Genomic DNA, 24,020 nt, shown 5'->3' on the forward strand with positions numbered 1-24,020 from the left:
TCGACCTCCCGGAACGACCCCGCATCCAGCAACAGCTCGATCCGCTCACGCGCGGTCAGCTTGCCCTTGGCATGCTGCGCCTCGGTCGCACGGTCGCTGGGCCCGCGCCGCGCCTGCTCACGAAGGGCGTGCAGCTCGGCCACTCGCCCTCGTGCGTCTGTCGGCTCGCCTGCGGTCTCGTCCAAAACGGTCATGTACGAACCCTACGGAGCCGACTATAAAAAACCTGCCGTTGACTTCGTACAGTCTCGCGCCGGTTCTGCTGTCAGCCCCGAACAGAACCTTTCCGTACTGCAGGCGAAGTGCCAGTTGGAGACCGCATCGAATTGTCGGTATCCAACAAGAACGTCAACCGGTGGTCATCTCACAGCCATGTACGGCTCCAGACGTGCCCGGAGTGACCCGAAGCCGCAGCGTACGCCCGGTGGCGAGCACCTCGACGGACGGATCGTGACGGACGACCCGGCGGACCGGCCGGTCCCAGGTCAGCTCCAGGGGCTGCCCGGAACGCATGGGTTCAGCGATGCGGATCGCAGCGGTCCGGTCGCGCCGGCGCACCAGCACGCTCGCCGGAGCGGTGACAGTGAGCGCACCCACCGTACCGGCCTGCCAGAAGTTCGCGGCGGTGAGGCCGAGGGCGCGCACGGAGACGGACTGGCACACCGCGGAGTTGTCGAGGACCTCCAGCCACCGGAGGTCGGCGGCACGGGCCGCGATGGTCCGCCGGGAGGCCCCGGGCATCAGGACATACACATAGGAACAGTTCACCGGATCGGTCCCGTGGTCGAGCCACAGGGTCTGGTAGTGACGGGTCCGCCGTTCCGTGGTGCTGGTGGTGTTGATGTCCCTCCAGGCTCCGGTGCGGGCCTCGCGCAGGGTGCGCAGCGAGGCGGTCCCGCCGGGGAAGATCCAGCCGCCGTGGCCTTCGAGGTGGGCCCAGCGGGACCGGCGGCCGACGGTGAAGGCGGCCGTCGCGGCCGTCGTGCCCGCTCCGAGGTTGCGGTTGTCGACGATCGTCTCGACGGGTACGCCGTCGGTACTGGTGATGCCGGCCCCGAGACAGATGACCGCGTCGTCGGCGCAGAACCACGACTTGCGCGCTTCCAGCGTCGAGCCGAGCCCCTTGAGATGCTGGCCGACGGCGGCGTACTCGCCGTCGGTCGCCCCGCCGACCCACTTCACGGCGGGCTTCGGCTCACCCCACTCGCCGCCCTCTTTGTCGGCGAGCCGCTTTGTCGACACGGTTGTCCCCGGCAGCCGGTACCAGTCGACGGTCGGCCAGAACCAGTCGGTGTACTGGTCGCCGTGGTCCCTGCCGGGCCACCAGTAGAGCATTCCGGCGCCGGTGTGCCAGCCGCGCGGGTTCTCGCCGTTGCCGCACTCGTAGGACGAGATCCGCTCCGACGCCATCGAGATGTTCGCGGCCCAGTCGGGGCGCCGGTGCACGGCCCGGTCCATGGAGGCGAACAGCTTGTGCGCGACGGGCTCGGGTGCGGCCGGTACGGGCGCCTCCGCGACCGCGTGCAACCGGGCCAGATCGGCCACGCCGAACTGCTTGCCGGTCAGGACCGGAGTGACGGTGTCCCGCTCGATCCAGCCCTTGATCATGGACTGCCAGCGGGTCCGCTCGGCGGTGGAGGCGCCGCCCGCGAGCAGCGCGATCGCCGCGATCAGGCCCTGGCCGTGGAAGTGGTCGCTGCGCATGACCTTGCGGGCGTCGCCGGCGAGCAGGCCGCGGCTGATGGCCCGGCCGTTGACGCTGTCCATCATCAGCCCGTTGTAGATCAGCGGGGCGTAGGCGTTCTCGACGCTGTCGAGGATGATCTGCCGGTTCGGGTCGGTGACGTCCCAGGTGGAGCCCGCGAGGAGGGCGAAGAGCCGGCCGAGCCCGTCGAGCATGACCTGTCCGTACGTACCCGAGTACGCGACCCAGGTGTGCTGGACGAACGAGCCGTCGGCGTAGAGGCCGTCGCCCTTGGTGACGTACGGGAAGACGGGCGAGAGCGCGTCGCGGGCGAGCTCGATCTTGGCGGGTGCGGCGCCGAGGATGCCGCGCAGGACGACGGACCGGCACAGGTCGACGCGGTTGGCGCCGGTGCTCGTCCCCGTGTACGAGCCCAGCATCGAGTCCGGGATGAAATGGTCGACGGCGGCGCACGCCGCCTGGCGCCGGGCGTCGGTGAGCTTGTCGTGGAGGGCGGCGACGATGTCCATGAGGAGGCGGGGGCTGCCGATCTGCCACTCCCACCAGTTGCCGTAGCGGGTGGTGGAGGGGTTGTAGATCCGCGCGGAGAGATGGTCGAGCCCCCGGATGACGTCGGCGAGCAGCGTCTCGTCCCCGGTGAGGCCGGTGCCCGGCTGGCGGTAGGCCTGGGTCATGGTCCACAGCCGGCTGTAGCTGCTGGTGATGCCGGACGGCGGGTCGAAGCGGAGGCCGGGCCAGAGGGAGTCGTCGGCGGGGGCCATGGACGCGCGGACGGTGCGGGCGAGTCGGCCGGTCTCGGCGAGCCGGGTGGCGTAGGGCTCGGTGGCCGGGTCGAAGCCGGTGCCGAGCTGGATCTCCAGCCAGCGCCGGCGCAGCGTGGCGTACTCGTCGTCGGCGGGGGCGGCCGTGGCGCGCGTGTGCTGCGCCAGGGTGAGAGCGCTTGCGCCGAAGGCGAGCAGGAAGGCACGTCGGGACCAGGCGGACAGCAGCACCACGAAAGCCTCCAGAAGGGGTGGCGTGGACCGGCTCGGGTGAACTGAACTGTGCGGGCGCGCCTTTGAAGCCTGCCCGGCGTTCGAGGGCGGACACCCCGGGTGCCCCGACACGGAACGGCATGCCACGCCCGCTCGGCGGTCCGGGGTGCGAGGTGCCGTCGTCGCACCCCGCACCCCGGCCGGTCGTCAGCCTCCGCAGTGGAACCGCGCGTTGCCCCAGTCCGCGTGGTCGTTGCCGTTCCCGTCGCCGCCGTCGGTGACGGTCAGATCGACATACTGGGCGCCGGTGAGCTCCGCGGTCAGCTGCCACGCCGCGTCCGCCGCCCGCAGCACCGGCGACTTCACCTTCTCCGCGCCGTCCGCCACGACGGCGAACTGCACGCTGCCGCGCGACGTCTGGACGTCGTCGACACCCACCTCCGCGGTGAACGAGGTGCACCGGCCGCCCAGGTAGTAGCGGACCTTCGCCGGGGCATGTGTCCCGAGGCCCTTCGCGTACGCCACTCCCCCGATCCTCATCGGGCTGCCGTCGCCGGTGCCCGTCTCACCGTTGGAGAGATCGCGCTCGACCGGACCCCAGCCGTTCTCGGCGGACGTCCAGTCCAGATCGCTCGCCCACGCGTCCGCGGTGGGCGGCGGCGGCAGGGTCCGTACGCTCGTCCCCGCGCCGAGCGTGCGGCTCCCGCCGGCGACGGTGTACGTGGCCGACGCGCCGATCTCGTACGCCTTGTACTCGGCGGCCACGGGCGGCGTCACCTGCCAGGTGGCGGTGGCCTTGTCCCCCGGCGCGACCGACTCGAAGGCGACAGGGCCCGCGGGCTCGGCCGCCCATCCCTGGGGCAGCGCCAGGCTCACCGTCACCCCGGTCGCGGCCGTCGCCTCGTCGTTCGTGAAGACGGCCTTGACCTCGTTCCCACGCCCCGGTTCCAGCGTCTCGGCGGCCGCGGCCACGCTGAGCGTCCCGCATGCGGACCGGGCCGGGGCCTGCCCGAGGTCGGTCACGGTGAAGCCGTCGAGCACGAAGTCCGCCCCTTCCGGAGCGTCGGCACGCTTCCGCAGCCCGGTCCAGGTGTCCCCGCAGCCCGCCGTGACGGTCTCGGTGAAGTGCCCGGTGGTCCGCTGGGCGCCGATCGGGGTACGGCGGGTCTCCACCGAGCCGCCGGTACTCCGGTCGTAGCCCGTGACCCACTCGTACGCACCCGCGTGGCTCGACTGGTAGTCGTACTCGACCCGGTAGCTGTGCCCGTCCTTCATCGGCACGGTCCACGGTGCGGTCCGGTACACCAGTCCGCTGTTCTCGTCGTGCGCCTTCAGGGACTCCGCCCCGCCGAGCACGTCGTCGACGAGCTTGCCGTTCCACCCGGCCTGCGTGTACGGCGCGTGCAACTGGCTCACATGGGTGCGCGGGTCCGTCACGCCCCCCGCGTCGCCCTTGAGGAACGGTCCCCAGCCCTGGTCGACGGCTTCGAAGTCCTCGTACACGACCGTGCCGTCCCTGACCGCGGGCGCGTTCTGCACCAGGCGTACGTCGTCGACCCGTACCGCGGCCGACGGTCCCTGTGCGGCGTCGATCCGGAGGGTCACCGCACCGTCGGCCGGGGCCGTGAAGTTCACCTTGGCGCGCTGGAAGGAGGTGGAGTGCCAGTCGGAGGCCGCGACCTGGTTCCTGGCGGTGGATCGTTCGACGGTGACGGACCGTCCGCCGGCGGAGAGGACCGTACGGCGCGAGGCCCCCGGCTCGACCTCGATCCATGCCGAGGCGGTGTACCGCTTGGCCGCCGTGAGGCCGGTGATCCGCTGCGCGAGCGAGGCCGCGGCGGTGCCGGTCAGCTCGGCGCTGCTCCTCCCCTGGTCGTCGGTGTCGCGTGCGACCGTGCCGGTCTTCGTCCAGGACCCGAGCCGTGCGTCGTTGAAGCCGGGGTCCTTGACCTTGCCGCCCTCACCCCACCGCGGGTCCTGCGGCGCGCGTGCGCGGTCCGGGTGGAGGACGTACGGCTGCCCGGCGTCCGCGGTGAGGGTGATCTTCCCGTCGACGGGCCGCACGGTCCCGGTCTTCACCCGGCCGTTGTCGGTGAGCCTGTACACGGTGTAGGCACTGGTGCCCGGAACGGCCCAACTGCTGCTGCCACCCGTCTTGTTGTAGTGGTACAGCTTCATGCCGCCGTCCCACGGCAGCAGATAGCGGTCACCGTCGAGGACCTTGCGGCCGTCGTCGTAGAACGTACGGCGGCCGTCCTCGACCGTTCCGCGCAGCCCGCCCGTGAACGCGATCTCGTTTCCGTTCCAGCGGGTGATCTTCTCCTGCTGCAGGAACTTCGCGGGCAGGTTCCGCTGCCAGATGTTCGTGTAGAAGGCGTTCCAGTCGGTCTCGCCGGTCCAGCCCTCGAAGTCCTCCAGGGCGGTCTGGCCGAGCACCGGGTGGTTGTTCCAGATGTCCTTCTCGCCGTTCCGGATGAACCGGATGATCTGGGAGTTGAGTCCCTTGTTGGTGGCGCCGCCGTAGTCCAGGTCGTTGGCCCAGTGCGACCAGAGCGAGGCGCGCTCGAACTTGTCGGACCATTCGGTACCGACGTTCCAGCCCTGTCGCTGCACGGCCTGCACGGTCCTGTCGGCGATCCAGCCGTGCGAGTAGTAGACGTCGATGTACAGGAAGCTCAGATTGCGGTCGGTCTCGTCGCGCAGCTGCTGGAATCTGCGGGCGAGATCACCGCTGTTGATGTCGCGCCGCTGGTCGATGTAATAGCTCTGATTGAGCCAGTTCCAGCCGGGTTTGGTCTTGTCGACGAGGGTCTCGCTGAAGTTCTTGGCCTCGGGGTACGACTCGGTGGCGTTGACGTGCACGCCGAAGGTGGCGCCCCACTCCTTTCCCGCCTTCAGCAGCTTGTTGAGGTCCTGGAGCCCGCCGGCGCGCTTGTTGTAGTTGCCGCCGTAGTCGGGGTGGGCGGAGTCGTGCCCCTCGGAGCCGTATCCCTTGAGCACCGCCAGCTGCCCGAGCCCGTCGGTCGCGAGCGAGATCCGCTTGACGTCGTCGAGGGTGCGCAGGAAGGGGTGGGTGGCCTGGCTGGCGAAGTTGAACGGAATGTGGGTGACGACCCGGTCGGGGGTCTCGTCGCTGCCGGGCGCCTTGACCCCGATCGTGCGGAAGGCGAGGGCGCCGTCCTGCCAGTCCGTCTTCCCGTCGGCGTTGGCGTCGGGGGTGACGACGACCTTGGCCCAGGGCAGGTTCGCCCCGCTCTCGGGCTGCGGCGCGCCGGCTCCCCGGTATGTCCACTGCCCCGACCACACCCCGACCCGTACGGACCCGTCGTCCGCCTTGCGGGCCTGGTGCCAGAAGCGGGCGTCGTCGCCACCGGTGGCACCGGAGGGCTTGTCGTAGCTGGAGTTCGACTCGACGGCCGCGGCGAGGGAGCCCGTGTTGACCAGGGCGTACGAGGCCCCGACCGGCGCGGTCCCGGCCGGGGTCGCGTCGGTGACCTGGGCGAAGACGTCGGCGGTCTTCGTCGAGTCGGGATCGAGCCGGGTGAACGCGGTCGCGGCTCCGGCCTCCGTGCTCCCGACCGAGACCAGGTCGTGCCCGGCGATGTCGATGGTCCCGACCCGGAACGTCTCGGTGTCCCGTACCGCCGTCACCTTGAACGTGGTGGCGCGGCCGGACACCGAGAGCGTCGCGTCGATCTCGACGCCCGGGAGACCGGGGAAGGTCAGCGTGTACGCGGCGATCGCGCCCTGGACGACGGGTGCGGCTTTCGCCTTCACGGGGTGCGCGGTGCCGTTGAGGGTGACCTCCGTGACGGGGCTCGTACTGCCGAGCAGGCGGGCACCGGTGGCGCGGTCGGTGTACGAGAGGACGCGCGGGAAGTCGTCGGCGACGGCGACGGCGAGCTGTCCGGAGGTGAGGACGGCGGCGGCTCCCGGGGCGGCGGGCGCGGCGACGTCCGGGGCGGCGGGCGCGGGCCCGGCCGCGTAGGCGAGGCCCGCCAGCGATACGACGACGGCCGTGGCGGCGGCGACCACGCACGCGGTGCGGCTGCGGGGTCCTGTGGTGAGCGACATGGGGACTGGGTAGCCGGGGCGCGTCGGCACCGTCAACGAAGTCGTACGGGAGCGGCACGGCCAGTCCAACAACCCTGTTCCGTAAGTCCAAGTCGGCTCCCGTGGGGCCGACTTCTGAACGCGGAAAGATCCCGAGAGCGCTCTCAGTCACAAGTATTGACGCCTTCTGCGCGCGCTACGAGAGTGGAGCGCACCCCCACATCCCCCACCCCAGGAGTGCTTTCGTGATCTCACGACGCCTCTTCCTCACCGGCACCGCCGCCGCGGCAGCCGTCTCCGCCATGGCGCTGCCGCTCGGCAGCCGCGCTTCAGCAGCTCCCCCCACCTGTGAACTCGCCCTGGAGAACCGCTCCTTGCCGGGCACGGTGCACGCCTATGTCACCGGCCACGAGCAGAGCACCGGCCGATGGATCCTGCTGCGCCCGGACGGCGGCGTGTACCGCCCCGAGTCCCCGTCCGCGCCGCAGACCCCACTCCCGGTCGACTGCGCGATTCCGCTGCGGCCCGCCGGCTCCGGGCCGGTGGTCCTGACTCTTCCTCAGATGTTCGGCGCCCGCGTCTACTTCGTGCGCGACGACAAGCTGGCTTTCTTCCTGAACCCCGGACCCGCGCTCGTGGAGCCGGCCTTCGCGACGCCCACCGATCCCAACTACGGCCGCACCTGGTCGTTCTGCGAGTTCACCTTCGACCCGCAGCAGTTGTTCGCCAACCTCAGCTATGTCGACCTGCTGACCGCTCTGCCCATCGGCATCACGCTCACCGGCGACGCGACGCACACCGTCGCCCCGCTGCCGTCCGGCGCGCTCCAGCGCATCGCCGACGGTCTCACCGCACAGGCCGGCACGGACGGGCAGCCCTGGGACAAGCTGGTGATCCGCGGCTCCGGCGGCGGTGTGCTCCGGGTGATCTCGCCCCAGAACCTGATGGCGCCGTACTTCGACCGGCCGTCCGAGATGCCCTTCCGGAACCACTTCGACAGCTACATCGACCAGGTCTGGCAGAAGTACCGCAGCACCGACCTGCGGATCGATCTCCAGGGCGGGCGCGGTGTGCGCACCGGGCGGGTCAGCGGCGACATCCTCACCTTCACCGGTGGCCACACCTTCACCAGGCCCACCTCGAAGGACATCTTCACCTGCAACCACGGGCCCTTCGCCAACGACCCGGGCGACCCGGACGACAAGAAGGGCCTGCTGGCCCGCCTCGCCGCCGGGTTCAACCGCAGCATCATGCTGACGCACCCGGACCAGCCGAACGGCCTCACCTCCGCCGACTACTACCGCGGCCCGGTGACCAACCACTTCGCGCGTGTGGTGCACGCGAACACGCCGATCGGTTACGCGTTCCCTTACGACGACGTGCGCCCCGACGGGCAGCCCGACGTATCGGGCGCGGCGCACGACGGAAATCCGCGGCGCTTCACGGTGACGGTCGGCTCCTGAGGCAGGCGCCGAGCGACGAGTAACGAGTGACGGGTGCCCTGGCCGAGCCGGCCCGGGGCACCCGTTCTCCATGCGGCCGCCGCGCGTCCGCCGGAGGTGCGCCGGCGCCGTTCGATTGAATCCGGCGAAACCCGCCCCGAAGATGTTGAATCCTTAACGGAATAGGTCTACGGTAGGTCTCGTTGAAGATTCAACGAATGGCGAGGAGCCTCGCCCCCACCTTCGAGGAGTAGCCATGGGCCTGTTCAACCGTAAGAACGACACCGCCACCGCCACCGCCGTGCGCGCCGCCGCCCCCGCGGTCGACCCCACTCTCGCCGCGCTGACCGGCGAATACACCATCGACCCGGCCCACAGCAGCATCGGTTTCACCGTCCGTCACGCGATGGTCACCAATGTGCGCGGCACGTTCGGTGAGCACGAGGGCACGCTGAGCCTGGACGGCTCCGACCCGGGCGCATCCGCCGCGGTCATCGACATCAAGATCGCCAGCATCGACACCGGGATCGCCGACCGCGACGGCCACCTGCGCAGCGGCGACTTCTTCGACGCCGAGAAGTTCCCGCTGATGTCCTTCCGCTCGACGAAGGCCGAGCAGCTGGGCGGCGACAAGTACCGCATCACCGGCGACCTCACCATCAAGGACGTCACCCGCCCGCTCTCCATCGACCTGGAGTTCAACGGCACGGCGACCGACGTCTACGGCAACGAGCGCGTCGGCTTCGAGGGCAGCGCCCAGATCCTGCGCTCCGACTGGGGTCTGACCTGGAACGCGGCGCTGGAGACGGGCGGTGTCATGGTCAGTGACAAGGTGAAGCTGAACTTCGACATCTCCGCGATCAAGGCTGCCGCCTGACCCTCAGCACCTCGGCGCGTCAGCACCTCGGCGCACTCAGCACAGGGAGGCCGGCGAACCCCCGTCCGTGAGGACGGGGGTTCGGCATGTGCTCGGCACATGTTCGGCATGTGCTCTGCATGTGCTCTGCATGTCTGCGACATGGGTGACGAGGTCAGAGCCGCAGCGAAGCAGGGCGCACCGACCGCCACAGTTCGTGGACCTCGGCGGCACTCTCTTCACGGTCTCGGGGGACGCCCCAGACATGCACCGCCCCGGAAGGCTTGGTGAGCGGGGCCCAGCCCGGATCGCCGGTGGCCGCGAATCCGGCCCAGGCGCGGACCATACGCCGGGAGAGCTCCCGGTCCTCCTCGTCGACGGGTCCGGTGAGGAAGTCGACCCCCGCCGCGTCCAGGGTGCCGAAGGCAAAGGGAACATCCGCGGCATGCCACGCCCGCACCGGACGGCCGTCGTCTCGTGTGCGGCGCCGGTCGAACCTGGACAGGTACGTGCGTCCGCCCTCGCGAGCCCGGGCGTGGGGATCGGTGTGGGGATCGGCGTGGGCGTGGGCGTGGGCGTGGGTGTGGGTGTGGGCGTGGGCTTCGGCGAGGCGGACGCTGTGTGTGGTGAAGACCGCATCACTGGCGATGGCGAGAGAGACATCCAGGACCGACGCGTGCGGCATCAGCGCGCGGTAGCCGGCGACGAGTTCCGCCGGAAGCCCGAAGTCGCCGGCGAAGCGGGCCAGACCGTCCTCGGTGGTGACCGGCGGCATGCTGCCCACCTCGCGCATCAGCCAGTACTCCTCCGTGGTGTGGCACACCAGGAGATCCACCGCCCGCCCCGCGCCCCCGGTCACGGCCTCGACCGGGTCGGCCGGCAGCACGTCCCCGTCGAGGACGGGCCCGTAGATGACGGTGTCGTAGTGCAGCGGCCCCGATTCCGGGTCCGTGGCGTACTCCGCGACCACCCGGTCCGACGCGTCGACCAGGGCCTGCGGGGTGGCGGACAGCAGTCCCTCCGCGGTGGGGGCGACGCCGGCGGCCCCGGCCACCTTGCGGGCCAGCCCCGCGGCGAGATCCGGCGGGAAGTAGGCGTCGGGGACGCTGTGCGCGATGGCCCGCCGGAACAGTCCACGAGCCCGCTCGCTCGCCATCAGACAGGCGATCGAACCCGCCCCGGCGGACTGCCCGGCCACGGTGACGTTGTGCGGGTCGCCGCCGAAAGCCGCAACGTTGTCCCGGACCCAGCGCAGCGCGGCGATCTGGTCGAGGAGGCCACGGTTGTCCGGGAACCCGGGAACATGGCCGAAGCCCTCGAAACCGAGCCGGTAGTTGCACGTCACCACCACCAGGCCGGCGCGCGCCAACGCGGATCCGTCGTAGTCGGGCTGGGCCGACGACCCGAAGGTGTAGGCGCCGCCGTGAATCCAGAACAGCACCGGCAGCGGACCGGAAGCGTCCACCGGGGACCAGATGTTGACGCTGAGAACGTCCTCCCGGTCCGGAGACCAGACCGGGGCACCGGGCAGCTCCGCGGACTGCGGCGCGACCGGCCCGAAACGTGTGCAGTCCCGCACACCGTCCCAGGCGGCCGCGGGGCGGGGCGCCCCGAACCGGCCGGCGGCACCGAACGGCGGCGCCGCGTAAGGGATCCCGAGCGTGACGCGGAGCCCATCGACGATCGTGCCCCGTACGCGGCCGCTCTCCGTCGCGACGATCCCGACGGTCACGATCCCGGCGGTCACCGTCCCGACGGTCCCGACGGCTCCAACGATCCCATCGGTCCTGTCGGCCCCGCCGGTCCCATCGGCCCCATCGGCCCCGCCGGTCGCTGAGGCACCCATGGTCAGACCTCCCTGTTCGCGCCGCCGACCTCTCCGGCGGGCAGTACAGGCTCCCACGGTGCCACGGCCCGGCGATCTTCAGGATCCTCCGGCGGTCCGGCTACAGCGGAATGTGAATGTCCAGAACCGGTCCGCCGGCGCAGGTGGGCGGCGCGTCGAGGCTCTCCAGGACGTGCAGCATCGGTGTGTTGCTCGCAACGACCGCCGCCGTCAGGGTGTGGTGTCCGTCCCGGCGGGCCACATCGGCGGCGTGTGCGGCGAGTCCCGTACCCAGCCCCTTGGACTGCCACGCGTCCTCGATCAGCACGGCGAGTTCGCCGACTCCTTGCTGATCCGTGCGCATGACGTTGGTCATGGCGATGATGCGGTCGGTGTGCTGGGCGGTGGTGGTGACCAGGGTGGTGCCGCGCTCCGGGTCGGACAGCACCCGCCATCCGGCCCGGGACAGCTCGGGCTTGCCCGTGTGATAACGCAAGGCCCGGCTGAACGACGAGCATCGACGGTGCAGCTCCTGGATCGGTCCCAGGTCGGCCGGGGTCACTTCCCGGGTCCGAGTGGTCGTACCGTCGATCAGCGTGATCGGGTGTCCGGTGCCTCCAGCGCCGGCGTCCGGCATGCCACGGCCTCCTCACAGTGCGGGCAAACGGGTTGGTGCGCCGCAAAGCCCGGTCCGGGCGTTGCTCCCCGTGGCACACGAGAAGTCTTTTGCCACGCACCGGTCGGCTCAAGAACGGTTCTCGCCAAATCGACTACGCTTCGCGCATTCGGCGTCACCTAAAGTTGCCACCTCGCGTGGTGTCAATAGCGTCCGCACCTCGCCGCGCGGAATACCCCCCGATGCACCGCAGTTGGCTCCTGATGACCGTACGAAGACGATCATCAGGGGGGCACACATGTCAGCACAGGAAGCACAGGCACACAGGCAGGTGCAGGTGCAGGGCACCACGGCGCCGGGCTTCGAGTCCGTACGGGAGGAGTTCGCCGCTGTCGTCGCCGAGGAAGCGCACTCCCCCGAGGCACAGCTCGTCGCGTACGTGGACGGGCAGTTGACGGTCGACCTGTGGGCCGGGGAGGGGACCACAGGTGACACGCTCAGCGGGGTCTATTCCATCACCAAGGGCGCCGCGCATCTGGTCGTGGCGCTGCTCGTACAGGACGGCGTGCTGGATCTCGACCGGGAAGTGGCCTCGTACTGGCCGGAGTTCGCGGCCCAGGGGAAGGACCGGCTGACCCTGCGCGAGCTGCTCGCGCACAAGGCCGGGCTGATCGGCACCGACGAGGGGTTCACCATCGAGGAGCTGGCCGACGACCGGCTCGTCGCCGCGCGGCTGGCGGGGCAGCGGCCGTACTGGGAGCCCGGATCGGCGTACGGCTACCACGCGTTCGTGATCGGCGCGCTGACCGGCGAGGTGGTGCGGCGGGCGACCGGGCGGTCGATCCAGGAGCTGTACGAGGAGCGGATCCGTGCCCCGTACGGCCTGGACTTCCACCTCGGCCTGCCCGAGGCGCTCGAAGCCCGGTACGCCCCGATCCTGCCGATGCTGCCGACGCCCGAGCAGGCCGCGGAGATGGCGGCGGCCCCGCCGGCCCCGGACAGCCTGCTGGCCATCGCCTTCAACTGGCACACCCAGCCGCCGATGGACCTGGTGGAGTTCGCCAACCACCCGCGCGTGAAGGCCCTGGGCTCTGCCTCGGCGGGCGGCGTCGGGAGCGCGCGTGGCGTCGCCCGGATGTACGCGGCGGTCATCAGCGAGCTGGACGGCCGGGCGCCGCTGCTGAAGCCGGACACGGCAGCCGAGTTCGCCCTGCTCCACAGCGCCGGCACCGACCTCGTCACCGGCGGGGAGGACCACTTCGGCATCGGCTTCGAACTCCAGGCCGCCGGTCCGGCCGCCATCGGCCACTGCGGCGCGGCCGGAGCCCAGTCCTGGGCCGACCCCTCGACCGGCGTCGCCTACGCCTACACCCGTCGCCGCTTCGCCTACCCGGGCGGCGCGGCGCCGGAGAACGAGCGTCTGACGGCAGCCGTGATCCGGGCGGCGAAGGCGGTGAGCACGACCGCCTGACAGCCACCCGGCGGCCGCCTCGCAGGACGCGGCGACGCCTCGCCGCACGGACGGCCCGGGGAGAGACGCCTCGCCGCACGGGTGACCCGGGGAGACGCCTCGCCGCACGGGTGACCCGGGGAGACGCCTCGCCGCACGGGTGGCCCTGTGCGGCGACGCGTTGCCTGGCCGCTCGGCTACGCCTCCCGCAGCCGTGCCACCCGGTCGCCCGTCATCGCCTCGATCTCCGCCGCCGCCTCGTGGAGGAGCTCATGGGTCACGCCGCTCAGCGCCCGCGCCACGGCCAGTTCGTCGCCGATGTGGGGGACGTCCGGGTCGGTGCGGTTGCGGTGGGCCGTGCCCTCGCCGACGAAGAGTTCGGCGTTCTGGCCGCGGAGCCGGGCCTCGGCCTGGGTGGTCCGGTCGCTCTCGGTGATGACGATCTCGACGTTCCACTTCTTGGTGCGCATCAGAAACCACCGCCTGCGTCGAAGCCGCCTCCGCCGCCCCAGTCGCCGCCGCCGAAGCCGCCGCCACCGAAGTCGGAGGAGCTGAAGTCGGCGCCGGAGAAGTCGCCGCCGCTGAAGTCGCCGCCGCCGTACTCAGCTGCGTACGCCGGGGTCGAGAGGGCGCTGCCGAGCAGGGTGCCCACCAGCAGGCCGGGCAGCAGGCCGCCGCCGAAGTACCCGCCGGCCCAGGGGCCGTAGGCGGGGCCGGCCTCCCAGTAGGGGCGAGGGCCGGATTCGGTCGCGACGTTGCGGGCGAGCGGGTCCTTGCCTTCCTGGAGGCGGGTGGCGTCGGCGGCGCAGACCGGCACCTCGCGGGGGGTGCCGCCGGACGGGGTCCAGGTCATGTCGGTCGTGGAGGGGCCGTGGCGCGGGTCGAAGAAGCAGGGCGAGCGGCGCTCCGGGAGCGGGGCGTGCTCGCGGCGCGCGGCGAGGACCGCGAGGGAGAAGCGGCCCTCCTCCAGGGCTTCGGTGACCGGGCGGACGTCGTGCGGGCGCTCGGCCGAAGCCATGGCGCTCTTGGCGTCGTCGTACGAGTCCAGGGCTCGTTCGTAGTCGGCGCGCATCGCGTCGTCGGCGCCCGGCTCGGACGGGTGGAAGTCGAGCCTGTCGAGCTCCTCGCCGTACGCGGTGATGTCCTCGTCCACGACGACCCGGAGCTTCTCCAGGGCGGCCCGCTCCTCCTCGACACGCAGCCGGCGCTTGCGGCGGACCACGGCGTACGCGCCCGCGCCGCCCGCGACGAGGACGGTACCGACCGCGATCAGCGAGCCGATGGAGGCGCCGTCGTTCGCGGCGCCGGTGCTCCAGGAGGCCGGGGCAGTGCCGCGGACGGTCGGCAGGGCCTGGTCGACGAAGTTGTTGAGCTGGGTGGCGGCGTCGACGCCGGGGGCCTTCACCCCGGCCACGATGTTCTGCACGGCGTTGGCGGGCATGACCGCCCGGTCCGCGCCCGCGTTGAAGCCGTCACCGAGGCGGATTCCGTACAGCCCGGTGATCCCGGTCGCGGTCCGCAGGTCGCGCAGGACGCTGTCCGCGGGGAATTGCGATCCTGCGGGCAGTACCGCGACGAATACGGGTTTGTCCGCGTCCTCGATCTTCTGCGCGAGGGCCTTCTCGTCGGCCTCGGAGAGCTGGGACCGGGCGCCCGGGTCGACGTAGACCGGACCCTGCTTCAGGGCTTGGGCCGCGTCGGAGATGCCCGTGGCCTTGGCGCCCACGCCAGGAGCCAGGGCCAGCAGCAGGAAGAGCGTCAGCCCGGCGAGGGCAGACAGGAAGGAAAACGGCCTGGTCCTCATAGCATCGAAGCTACCCGAACGGCCCGAAATGGGACATAGTTCCTGGTCGGGAACCCGGCCCCGAGCATGCCGCTGCGGTGCGGACCTCCGTCCGGACTACCACCTCCGTCCGCAGCCCACCCGCTCGTCCGCCCCCGGCGCGCGCGGGCACGGCGCCCGGCAGGACCGCGCGGGAGCCGCCAACCAGAAGTGGCGGCTCCAGAACTGAGACGCCGGGGGTCCGGGCCGGCGGGGCCTACTCCGCCGGCTCGACCCCCGCCCGCAGCAGTCCGTAGGTGTACGCGTCCTCCAGCGCCTGCCACGACGCCGCGATCACGTTGTCCGCGACGCCGACCGTCGACCAGTCGCCGCTGCCGTCGCTCGTCGTGATCAGCACGCGGGTGGTGGACTCGGTGCCGTGGCGGCCTTCGAGGATTCGGACCTTGTAGTCGACCAGCTCCAGCTTCGCGAGCTGCGGATAGATCCGCTCCAGGCCCACCCGCATCGCCAGGTCGAGGGCGTGGACCGGGCCGTTGCCCTCGGCGGTCGCGACGATCCGCTCGCCCTTTGCCCACAGCTTCACCGTGGCCTCGTTGGCATGGGTTCCGTCGGGACGGTCCTCGACGATCGCGCGCCACGACTCGGTACGGAAGTACGTACGCGGCCGGCCCACTTCCTCCCCACGCAGCTCCTGCCGCAGCAGCAGCTCGAACGACGCGTCGGCGGCCTCGTACGTGTAGCCCCTGAGCTCGCGCTCCTTGACCCGCTCGACGACACGGCCGACGAGCTCACGGTCGCCGCCCAGGTCGACACCGAGCTCCTTGCCCTTGAGTTCGATGGAGGCGCGGCCCGCCATGTCGGAGACGAGCATCCGCATGGTGTTGCCGACCTGCTCGGGGTCGATGTGCTGGTACAGGTCCGGGTCGACCTTGATCGCGGAGGCGTGGAGTCCGGCCTTGTGGGCGAAGGCGGAAACACCCACGTACGGCTGATGGGTGGAGGGCGTGAGGTTGACGACCTCGGCGATGGCGTGCGAGATCCGGGTCATCTCCTGGAGGGCGCCCGCGGGCAGCACCTTCCTGCCGTACTTCAGCTCCAGCGCGGCGACGACCGGGAACAGGTTGGCGTTGCCGACACGCTCGCCGTAGCCGTTGGCGGTGCACTGGACATGCGTGGCGCCCGCGTCGACGGCGGCGAGGGTGTTGGCGACGGCGCAGCCCGTGTCGTCCTGGGCGTGGATGCCGAGGCGGGCGCCGGTGTCGGCGAGCACGGTGGCGACGACGGCCTGGACCTGGGCCGGCAGCATGCCGCCGTTGGTGTCGCAGAGGATGACGACATCGGCGCCGGCCTCGGAGGCGGCCCGGACGACGGCCTTCGCGTACTCCGGGTTGGCCCGGTATCCGTCGAAGAAGTGCTCGCAGTCGACGAAGACCCTGCGGCCTTGGGAGCGGAGGTAGGAGACGGTGTCGCGGACCATCTCCAGGTTCTCGTCCAGCGTGGTGCGCAGGGCGAGTTCGACATGGCGGTCGTGGGACTTGGCGACCAGCGTGATGACCGGAGCGCCGGAGTCGAGCAGCGCCCTGACCTGCGGGTCCTCGGCAGCCTTGGCGCCGGCCCGGCGGGTGGCACCGAACGCGACGAGCTTGGCGTTCTTGAGCTCGATCTCCTGTCGGGCCCGGGCGAAGAACTCGGTGTCCCGGGGGTTGGCACCGGGCCAGCCGCCCTCGATGAAGCCCACGCCGAACTCGTCCAGGTGCCGCGCGATGGTCAGCTTGTCCGCGACGGTGAGGTTGATGCCTTCGCGCTGGGCGCCGTCGCGCAGCGTGGTGTCGAAGACGTGGAAGCCGTCGTCGGTGCCGTACCTGTCGGTGTCCGTGGCCTCGGTGGTCATGGCTGTGGTGACTCCTGTCGGATGAGTGGCTCCGGAATGTCTGGATCCACTTGCCCCCATCTTCGCGCGCCTCGCGTCCGGCCGGGGTGGGGCCGTAAAACGAAAAAACCCCTCGCGGGTGCGAGAGGTCTGCGCGCGGGTCTGGGGCACGGTGCCGCTGTCGTGGGGTTTGCCGTCCACGGGTCAGCGGTCACTGCGGACCGGCGCGCCGCTGCCGATAATCATGGCGAATGCGAGCACAGAGGCAGTGTGCCACATGCGTACGTCCGCATGGACATCGGTCTCACCATGCGGGCGCGCTGCGCCGGCTGCCGGAGCCGGCCGGCCGCGGACCGCCTCTGCACCCGATCGGCCTCTGTACCCGATCGGCGGGCGGAGAGCACCGGTGTCCGGTGGTAGGGGAACTGTGTGAGTTCACAGCCCCCTTCAGGACCGCCGTCCGGCCCCCTGTCGTCACCCGGGTCCGGCCAGGGCCCCGAACGCCCTCAGCCGTTCACGGGCCAAGGCCCGTCCCGCAAGCGCCCCAGCCGGAATCAAGTGCTGATCATCAGTGGGGCGGCATTGGCGCTGGCACTCGCGGTCGTGCTGATCGTGGTGCTGCAGGGCGGTGGCGGCAAGGGTGGCAAGGGCGGCGACGGGAGTGCTTCTCCTTCGCCCTCGCCCGCCGATACGGCGACCGATGTGGCGGCGGCCCACGCCGTCGCGACGAAGGTGGCGCTGACCCCCGCGGACTGGGCACCCGGTTATGTGCAGGGCGATCCCTACGAAACCGACCCCTCGCCCGAAGCCGTGGTGCTGCCGACCTGCGAGTACTCCAGCCGCTTCAGTCGGGGCGGCACGCTGGCCGCCCTGCTGCGCAACGTCCAGAACCCGACGACCGGGTTCACCGGATCGTCCGAGGTGAGGGTGTACAACCGCGCCGCCACAGCAGAGCAGTACCTGGGTGACGTGCGGGACGAGATCCACCGCTGTCCGAGCCAGCACAGCGGAAAGGCCCGTTGGAACAACGTGCGCGAGGCGATCCCTCCGAACGTGCCCGGCCTCGACGAGCTGGTGTCCGAGGAGGGACGACAGGTCGTCGCCGACGACGGAACGAAGGTGAACTTCGTGTACGTCCTCCTCACAGGGCGGACGGGCGACACCATTCTGGCTTCCTACGTGATCGGGGAGGCGGCGCAGGAGGCGCAGATCCGCACGACCGCGACGGATGCCCTCAAGAAGATGCAACAGCGCCTCAAGACGCAGTCGGGAGCGATCGCCACCCGGTGACCGCTGTGCACGGCGCACGGCGGTCACCGGCCGCGGGTGCCCTCGTCGGGGGCACCCGGCCGGGACCTTCACCGGCCCGTACTCCCCCGCGGGCGTACGTGCGTGCGTCGCACTCGGGCGCCGCTACAGGAGCGCGTCCTCGATGAACTCCCGTACATGGGCCAGGACCTGGGCGCGGCTCGTGCCGGGTATGCCGACCGCCACATGGACGCTGAAGCCGTCCAGGAGCGCACGCAGCCGGGCCGCGAAACGGTCCGGGTCGACGGCGCGGAACTCGCCGCGCGAGATGCCCGCGGCGAGCAGCGCGACCAGGTCACGGTGCCAGGCCCCCTCGATCGCGGCCTGCCGGGCGCGGGCGTCGTCGTCCGCGTTCTGCGAGCGGTTCCAGACCTCCAGCCAGAGCGTCCAGTGCGGGTCGCGGGGGCCGTCGGGCACGTAGAGGTCGACGTACGCGTCGAGGCATTCGCGGGCCGGCGCCTGGCGGGACAGCAGCGCGCTGCGTTCGGTGCCGAGGCGGCCCTCGCTCCACTCCAGGGTCTGCAGCAGCAGCTCGTCCTTGGTGCGGAAGTAGTAGAGCAGGTGGCCGCTGCTCATCCCGACCTCACGGCCCAGCCCGGCCATGGTGAGCCCGTCGAGCCCGCGCTCGGCGATGGTGGCCATGGCAGCGGCGAGGAGCTCCTCACGGGGCGGGGCGGTGTTGCGGCGGCGGGGGGTGGATGCGGTCACCCGTACGTTGTACCCGATCCGGGTGCCGCCCTGCGGGCGGGCCGCGACGAGCCCGGGACCGTCCGGTTGGCCCGGGTGTCCGTCCTCGAACGCCGGTCGGGCTCCGAAAGGAGCCTCGCCGGCGTTCGAGGCGCGGTGGTCCGGGGGCAGAGACCCCGGACCACCGCCGCAGGCGCCGCCACGGCCCCGGGGCTGCGCCTGCGCAAGGGCCGTCAGACCTTCGGCTGCTGCTGCGTGATGCAGTGGACACCGCCCCCGCCGGCGAAGATCGCGCGCGCGTCCACCAGCGTCACCGTGCGCTCCGGGAAGAGGCGCCGGAAGATGCCGGCCGCGATCTCGTCGTTCGGGTCGTCGAACGCGCACAGCACCACACCGCCGTTGCACAGGTAGTGGTTGATGTACGAGTAGTCGACCCAGTCGCCCTCCTCGTCCTTGAGGACGGTCGGGGCCGGGACCTCGACGACCTCCAGGGCGCGGCCGCGGGCGTCGGTCCGGCCGCGGAGGAGGTCCACGTACATCCGCGAGCGCTCGTAGTCGGGGTGGGCCGGGTCCTGCTGGCTGTGGACGACCACGACGCCCGGCCCGGCGAAGGCGGCGACGATGTCGACATGGCCCTGGGTGCCGTACATGCCGTAGTCGCCGCTCAGGCCGTGCGGCAGCCAGATCGCCTTCTCGGTGCCGAGCTTGGCGTGGATCTCGGCCTCGACCTGCTCACGGGTCCAGTCGGGGTTGCGGCCCGCACCCAGCTGGACGGTGTCGGTCAGCAGGACGGTGCCCTCGCCGTCGACGTGGATCGCGCCGCCCTCGTTGACCAGACCCGAGGAGTGGACGGGGACGTCCACGAGGTCCGCGACATGGCGGGCGATCTTGGAGTCGTGCTCCCAGCGCGCCCAGTCCTGGCCGCCCCAGCCGTTGAAGACCCAGTCGACGGCCGCGAGGCCGCCCTGGCCGTCGGTGACGAAGGTGGGGCCGATGTCACGCATCCACCCGTCGTCGAGCTCCTGCTCCACGATGACGATGTCGTCGCCGAGCAGTTCACGGGCGTCCCTGCTCTGGCCCGGGCCGACGACCATGGTGACCGGCTCGAAGCGGCGTACGGCGCGGGCGACGCCGGCCCAGGCCGCGCGGGCCTCGGCGAGCTCCTCGTCGTTGGTGAAGGTCGGGTTGGGGCCGGGCCAGGCCATCCAGGTGCGCTCGTGGGGGGCCCACTCGGGCGGCATACGGAACGTCATCGCAGGTCCTTGGGTAGGGAGATCAGAGGAAGTAGAGGCGGTTCAGGGACATGGACTCGACCGGGTTCGAGCGGAGCGGATCGCCGTCGAGGGTGACCAGTCCGCTGTGCGCGTCCACGGACACGCTGCCCACCCGGGAGTTGAGGAGCAGGTCCTTGGGGCCGATGCCCCGGGTGCCGCGCACGCCGACCCGGCGGCGCCGCGTGGGCATCTTGTCGTTGCCGAGAGCCGCGGCGGCCTGGGACACGAACGCCACGGAGATGTCAGCGGGGGTCGAGCCGTGGGCGCCGATCTGCGGGCCCAGGACGAGGGGTTCGCAGGTGTCGGTCGCCGCGTTCGGGTCGCCGGTGACTCCGTACGCCGGGAAGCCGGCCTTCAGCACGAGCTGCGGCTTCGCGCCGAAGAACTGCGGCTTCCACAGCACGATGTCGGCGAGCTTGCCGTTCTCGATGGAGCCGATCTCGTGGGCGAGACCATGGGCGATCGCGGGGTTGAGGGTCAGCTTGGCCATGTAGCGCAGCACACGCGCGTTGTCGTCGTGCGCGCCGTCGCCCTCCATGGGGCCCAGCTCGGCCTTCATCTTCCCGGCCATGGCGAAGGTGCGGCGCACGGTCTCACCGGCGCGGCCCATGCCCTGGGCGTCGGAGGAGGTGATGCCGATCGCGCCCAGGTCGTGCAGCACGTCCTCGGCGCCCATCGTGCCGGCGCGGATGCGGTCCCGGGCCATGGCGGCGTCGCCGGGCAGATCGGTCTTGAGGTCGTGGACGGAGACGATCATTCCGTAGTGTTCGGCGACGGCGTCCCGGCCGAAGGGCAGCGTCGGGTTGGTGGACGAGCCGATGACGTTCGGCACGCCCGCCATCTTGAGCACGTTCGGTACGTGTCCGCCGCCGCAGCCTTCGATGTGGAAGGCGTGGATCGTGCGGCCGTCGAGGACCTTCAGGGTGTCCTCGACCGACAGGCACTCGTTGAGGCCGTCGCTGTGCAGCGCGACCTGGACGTCGTACTCCTCGGCGACCCGCAGCGCGGTGTCGAGGGCGCGGGTGTGCGCACCCATGTCCTCGTGGACCTTGAAGCCGGAGGCGCCGCCCTCGGCGAGCGCCTCGACGAGCGGGGCGTCGCCGGAGGACGAGCCACGGGCCAGGAAGCCGATGTTGACGGGCCAGGCGTCGAAGGCGTTGAAGGCATGCTTGAGGGCCCATGGCGAGTTGACGCCAACCCCCCAGACAGGGCCGAACTCCTGCCCGATGATCGTCGTGACGCCCGATGCGAGGGAGGCTTCCATGATGCGGGGGGACAGAAGGTGGACGTGTGTGTCCACGGCGCCGGCGGTGGCGATGAGGCCCTCGCCGGAGACGATCGACGTGCCGGTGCCGACGACGACGTCCACACCGTCGAGGGTGTCCGGGTTCCCCGCGCGCCCGATTCCGGCGATACGGCCCTCGCGAATACCGACGGACACCTTGCGGATGCCCTGAACGGCGTCGATGACCAGGACGTTGCTGATCACGACGTCGCAGGTCTCGCGGACGGCGGAGGCCTTGAGGTGCAGTCCGTCGCGGGCGGTCTTGCCGAAGCCGGCGAGGAACTCGTCGCCGGGCTTCTGCGAGTCGGACTCGACGCGGACGACGAGGCCGGAGTCGCCGAGGACGACACGGTCCCCGGCGCGCGGGCCGTGAACGCTCGCGTACTCGTGCGGATCGATGCCGGTCACTGGTCCTCCTCCGTAGGCGTACGTCCGTGGTCCGTAGGCGCCTGGCCGTCGTCCGTAGGCATCTGGTCCTGACCCGGGACTGCGCGGGCCCCTTCAGCGGCTTCAGCGGCTTCAGCGGCTTCAGCGGCGGCACCGAGGTAGCCGCAGGCAGCGGCCCTGCGCAGCGCCTCCGACCTGGCGCCCGGGGCGTCGAGCGGGCCGTCGACCAGGCCCGCGAAACCGATGGCGACGCGGTCGCCGCCGATGGGCACGAGGCCCACCTCCGCCTCGCCGCCCGGGTCGAAGCGGACGGACGAGCCGGCCGGCACGCACAGGCGCATGCCGTAGGCCGCTGCCCGGTCGAAGTCGAGACGAGGGTTGGCCTCGAAGAAGTGGAAGTGGGAGGTGACGCTGACGGGCACGGCCGCGGTGTTGCGCACGGTCAGGCGCAGTGCGGGCTCGGGCTCGGGGTCCGCGGGTCCGGGCAGTACGGCACCGGGCGCCTGGTCCCCGAGGCCGCCGCCCCCGATGGGGTCGGAGACCACGGCGAGCCGGGATCCGTCGTCGAAGACGGCCTCGACATGGACCTCGGTGACCACGTCGGCGACGCCGGGAAGGACGTCGTCGGGGCCGAGGACGGCGCGGGCCGCTGCGATGGCCTCGGCGAGCCTGCGCCCGTCCCGGGCCGCTTCGCAGACGGTGTCGGCGATCAGCGCGGTCGCCTCGGGGACATTGAGCCTGAGCCCGCGGGCGCGCCGCGCCCGGGCCAGCTCGGCCGCGCCGAACAGCAGCAGCCGGTCCCGCTCGGTCGGGGTCAGTCGCACGTCACCATGCCTCCCTTTACGTACACCGCGGCCTCCCGATGGGTGCACCGCGCCGGAATCTCTGAATCCGATTCCAGATGTTTGAACGACACTCTAACGCTCACTTTCCCTTGCTGGAAGCATTGACGACAGCCAGAAGCTGGGTTCACATAGAGCAGCACTCAAATTGCCGGCGGCGTAACAGGGAGAGCCCGATGCCGATTGAACAGCGCGGAGTCGACACCATCCCCGAAGCGGAACGGACCAGCGGTCCACGCGACCTCTTGGCGATCCTGCTCGGCTCAAACCTCTGCCTCGGCGTGATCGTCTTCGGCTGGCTGCCGGTCTCCTTCGGCCTCGGCCTGTGGGGCGCGGTCACCTCGGTCGTCGCCGGCACCATCGCCGGTGTGATCGTGACGGCACCGCTCGCGCTCGTCTCGTTGCGCACGGCGACCAATCTCTCCACGTCCAGCGGAGCCTTCTTCGGCGTACGCGGACGACTCGTCGGCTCGATCGTCGGCCTCCTGCTGTCGCTCGGCTACACGGCGCTGACCCTGTGGATCGGCGGCGACGTGATGGTCGGCACGCTCGCCCGGATCATCGGCCTGCCGACCGGCGACGCGACCCATGCACTGGTCTACGCCCTGCTGGCCGCCGTCACCGTGATCGGCGCGGTCTTCGGGTACCGGCTGCTGCTGCGCATGAGCAAGGTCCTGGCCCTCGGGATGATCGTGCTGCTCGCGACAGGCCTGGTGGCGTACGCTCCCGACTTCACCACCGCCGCGCCGTCCGACGCCCCGTATCCGCTGGGCTCCTTCTGGCCCACGTGGGCGCTCTCCGCCGTGGCCGCGGGGCTGAGCGGACCGATCGCCTTCATCACCCTGCTCGGTGACTACACCCGCTACATCTCGCCGCAGCGGCACAACCCGCGCGCGGTGCTGAAGGCCACCTGTCTGGGCCTGTTCGCCGGACTGCTCATCCCCCAGCTGTTCGGCACCTTCACCGCGCTCGCCGCCCGTGCCTCGGTCGACTACGCAGGGCCGCTGGTCGACGCGTCCCCCACCTGGTACCTGATACCGCTGCTGCTCGCCGCCGCGGCCGGCTCGGTCGGCAACGCCGGACTGATGCTCTACTCGATGGGCCTGGACCTCGACGCGATCGTGCCCAGGGCCAGCCGGACCGTGGCCACCGTGATCGTCGCGGTCGTGGCCACCGCCTTCGTCTTCCTCGGGCACTTCGCCTGGGACGCCCAGTCGGCGATGACCTCGTTCGTGCTGCTGCTCACCGCGATCGGCACCCCGTGGGCGGTGATCACCCTCATCGGTCATGTGCGGTGTCGCGGCGCGTACGACGCGGAGGCGCTGCAGGTCTACAACCGGCGCGCCCGGGGCGGCATCTACTGGTTCCGGGCGGGCTGGGAGCCGCGCGCCACGGTCGCCTGGGTGCTCGGCGCGGCCGTCGGTCTGGTCTCCGTCTCGACCCCGTTCTACGAAGGCCCGCTGCTCGCCCTGACCGGCGGCGTGGACTGCAGCTTCGTCCTGTCGGGTGTGGTGGGCGGTGTCGTGTACGCCGTACTGACGCCGCGTGGCGCCCGTACGGCCCCCGAGGCCATGGAGACGGTGCAGGCCGCGGCCGGCCGGCAGGAGCCGGAAGCGGCCGTGGTGTCCTGACCCGGCCCGAACACGACGGAACCGCGCGGGTC

At 71.2% G+C, this 24,020-nt stretch carries 17 protein-coding genes; 5 read left to right on the top strand and 12 right to left on the bottom strand.

Annotated features, from left to right (window positions below; translation table 11 throughout):
- The 3 genes from ACZ6ZQ_RS14030 to ACZ6ZQ_RS14040 all read right to left on the bottom strand — a co-directional run.
- Positions 1-194: carboxyl transferase domain-containing protein (locus ACZ6ZQ_RS14030; RefSeq protein WP_469768784.1), on the bottom strand; the 194-nt coding region annotated here is incomplete at its 3' end.
- A gap of 154 nt (positions 195-348) precedes the next feature.
- On the bottom strand, positions 349-2,700 hold the full coding sequence (locus ACZ6ZQ_RS14035; protein WP_469768785.1) for a polysaccharide lyase 8 family protein: 2,352 nt from the start codon (positions 2,698-2,700) through the stop codon (positions 349-351).
- Positions 2,701-2,886: 186 nt separating this feature from the next.
- A complete protein-coding gene (locus ACZ6ZQ_RS14040; protein ID WP_469768786.1) occupies positions 2,887-6,753 on the bottom strand; it encodes an endo-alpha-N-acetylgalactosaminidase family protein in 3,867 nt (1,288 codons plus the stop codon).
- A 224-nt stretch (positions 6,754-6,977) separates the two neighbouring features.
- On the opposite strand from ACZ6ZQ_RS14040, the gene ACZ6ZQ_RS14045 reads away from it, so the two are divergent.
- Positions 6,978-8,195, top strand: coding sequence for a glycoside hydrolase family 64 protein (locus ACZ6ZQ_RS14045; RefSeq protein ID WP_469768787.1), 1,218 nt, complete (start codon positions 6,978-6,980; stop codon positions 8,193-8,195).
- A 235-nt stretch (positions 8,196-8,430) separates the two neighbouring features.
- A complete protein-coding gene (locus ACZ6ZQ_RS14050) occupies positions 8,431-9,051 on the top strand; it encodes a YceI family protein (protein WP_469768788.1) in 621 nt (206 codons plus the stop codon).
- Between the two features lie 154 nt (positions 9,052-9,205).
- Here ACZ6ZQ_RS14050 and ACZ6ZQ_RS14055 read toward each other — a convergent pair whose 3' ends face one another.
- Together ACZ6ZQ_RS14055 and ACZ6ZQ_RS14060 are read right to left on the bottom strand one after the other, a co-directional pair.
- The gene (locus tag ACZ6ZQ_RS14055; RefSeq protein ID WP_469768789.1) at positions 9,206-10,777 is read right to left on the bottom strand and encodes a carboxylesterase/lipase family protein; all 1,572 of its coding nucleotides are present in this window, start codon (positions 10,775-10,777) and stop codon (positions 9,206-9,208) included.
- A gap of 199 nt (positions 10,778-10,976) precedes the next feature.
- Complete coding sequence (locus tag ACZ6ZQ_RS14060; protein WP_469768790.1) at positions 10,977-11,492, bottom strand: GNAT family N-acetyltransferase; 516 nt, start codon at positions 11,490-11,492, stop codon at positions 10,977-10,979.
- Between the two features lie 277 nt (positions 11,493-11,769).
- On the opposite strand from ACZ6ZQ_RS14060, the gene ACZ6ZQ_RS14065 reads away from it, so the two are divergent.
- Positions 11,770-12,942, top strand: a complete 1,173-nt coding sequence (locus tag ACZ6ZQ_RS14065; RefSeq protein WP_469768791.1) for a serine hydrolase domain-containing protein — start codon at positions 11,770-11,772, stop codon at positions 12,940-12,942.
- Positions 12,943-13,118: 176 nt separating this feature from the next.
- Here the strand turns inward: ACZ6ZQ_RS14065 and ACZ6ZQ_RS14070 are convergent, their stop codons facing one another.
- The 3 genes from ACZ6ZQ_RS14070 to cimA all read right to left on the bottom strand — a co-directional run bounded on the left by ACZ6ZQ_RS14070 (position 13,119) and on the right by cimA (position 16,595).
- Entirely contained in the window at positions 13,119-13,391 is a 273-nt protein-coding gene (locus tag ACZ6ZQ_RS14070) for a DUF1876 domain-containing protein (protein ID WP_469768792.1), read from the bottom strand.
- On the bottom strand, positions 13,391-14,725 hold the full coding sequence (locus ACZ6ZQ_RS14075; RefSeq protein ID WP_469768793.1) for a hypothetical protein: 1,335 nt from the start codon (positions 14,723-14,725) through the stop codon (positions 13,391-13,393). Before ACZ6ZQ_RS14075 ends, ACZ6ZQ_RS14070 begins: the two co-directional genes overlap by 1 nt.
- A gap of 235 nt (positions 14,726-14,960) precedes the next feature.
- Positions 14,961-16,595: a citramalate synthase gene (cimA, locus tag ACZ6ZQ_RS14080; RefSeq protein WP_469768794.1), complete on the bottom strand. Its 1,635-nt coding sequence runs from the start codon at positions 16,593-16,595 to the stop codon at positions 14,961-14,963.
- A gap of 537 nt (positions 16,596-17,132) precedes the next feature.
- On the opposite strand from cimA, the gene ACZ6ZQ_RS14085 reads away from it, so the two are divergent.
- On the top strand, positions 17,133-17,864 hold the full coding sequence (locus ACZ6ZQ_RS14085; RefSeq protein WP_469768795.1) for a hypothetical protein: 732 nt from the start codon (positions 17,133-17,135) through the stop codon (positions 17,862-17,864).
- A 123-nt stretch (positions 17,865-17,987) separates the two neighbouring features.
- Here ACZ6ZQ_RS14085 and ACZ6ZQ_RS14090 read toward each other — a convergent pair whose 3' ends face one another.
- The 4 genes from ACZ6ZQ_RS14090 to ureA all read right to left on the bottom strand — a co-directional run bounded on the left by ACZ6ZQ_RS14090 (position 17,988) and on the right by ureA (position 22,339).
- Positions 17,988-18,590: a TetR/AcrR family transcriptional regulator gene (locus ACZ6ZQ_RS14090; protein ID WP_469768796.1), complete on the bottom strand. Its 603-nt coding sequence runs from the start codon at positions 18,588-18,590 to the stop codon at positions 17,988-17,990.
- A gap of 212 nt (positions 18,591-18,802) precedes the next feature.
- Entirely contained in the window at positions 18,803-19,822 is a 1,020-nt protein-coding gene (locus ACZ6ZQ_RS14095; protein ID WP_469768797.1) for an agmatine deiminase family protein, read from the bottom strand.
- A 22-nt stretch (positions 19,823-19,844) separates the two neighbouring features.
- Positions 19,845-21,527 (bottom strand): urease subunit alpha, encoded by a 1,683-nt coding sequence (locus tag ACZ6ZQ_RS14100; protein WP_469768985.1) that lies wholly within the window; start codon positions 21,525-21,527, stop codon positions 19,845-19,847.
- Between the two features lie 5 nt (positions 21,528-21,532).
- Complete coding sequence (gene ureA, locus ACZ6ZQ_RS14105) at positions 21,533-22,339, bottom strand: urease subunit gamma (RefSeq protein WP_469768798.1); 807 nt, start codon at positions 22,337-22,339, stop codon at positions 21,533-21,535.
- A gap of 194 nt (positions 22,340-22,533) precedes the next feature.
- Between ureA and ACZ6ZQ_RS14110 the strand changes: the two genes are divergently transcribed.
- Complete coding sequence (locus ACZ6ZQ_RS14110; protein WP_469768799.1) at positions 22,534-23,988, top strand: cytosine permease; 1,455 nt, start codon at positions 22,534-22,536, stop codon at positions 23,986-23,988.
- The last annotated feature ends 32 nt before the right edge of the window (positions 23,989-24,020 follow it).

Source organism: Streptomyces sp. NPDC053673 (genome assembly GCF_055585225.1).

What these genes read in the sequence shown, in the direction of transcription:
- ACZ6ZQ_RS14040 (WP_469768786.1), bottom strand. Translation starts at nt 6,753, where the DNA reads ATGTCGCTCACCACAGGACCCCGCAGCCGCACCGCGTGCGTGGTCGCC.
- ACZ6ZQ_RS14050 (WP_469768788.1), top strand. Translation starts at nt 8,431, where the DNA reads ATGGGCCTGTTCAACCGTAAGAACGACACCGCCACCGCCACCGCCGTG.
- ACZ6ZQ_RS14060 (WP_469768790.1), bottom strand. Translation starts at nt 11,492, where the DNA reads ATGCCGGACGCCGGCGCTGGAGGCACCGGACACCCGATCACGCTGATC.
- ACZ6ZQ_RS14065 (WP_469768791.1), top strand. Translation starts at nt 11,770, where the DNA reads ATGTCAGCACAGGAAGCACAGGCACACAGGCAGGTGCAGGTGCAGGGC.
- ACZ6ZQ_RS14070 (WP_469768792.1), bottom strand. Translation starts at nt 13,391, where the DNA reads ATGCGCACCAAGAAGTGGAACGTCGAGATCGTCATCACCGAGAGCGAC.
- ACZ6ZQ_RS14075 (WP_469768793.1), bottom strand. Translation starts at nt 14,725, where the DNA reads ATGAGGACCAGGCCGTTTTCCTTCCTGTCTGCCCTCGCCGGGCTGACG.
- cimA (WP_469768794.1), bottom strand. Translation starts at nt 16,595, where the DNA reads ATGACCACCGAGGCCACGGACACCGACAGGTACGGCACCGACGACGGC.
- ACZ6ZQ_RS14095 (WP_469768797.1), bottom strand. Translation starts at nt 19,822, where the DNA reads ATGACGTTCCGTATGCCGCCCGAGTGGGCCCCCCACGAGCGCACCTGG.
- ACZ6ZQ_RS14110 (WP_469768799.1), top strand. Translation starts at nt 22,534, where the DNA reads ATGCCGATTGAACAGCGCGGAGTCGACACCATCCCCGAAGCGGAACGG.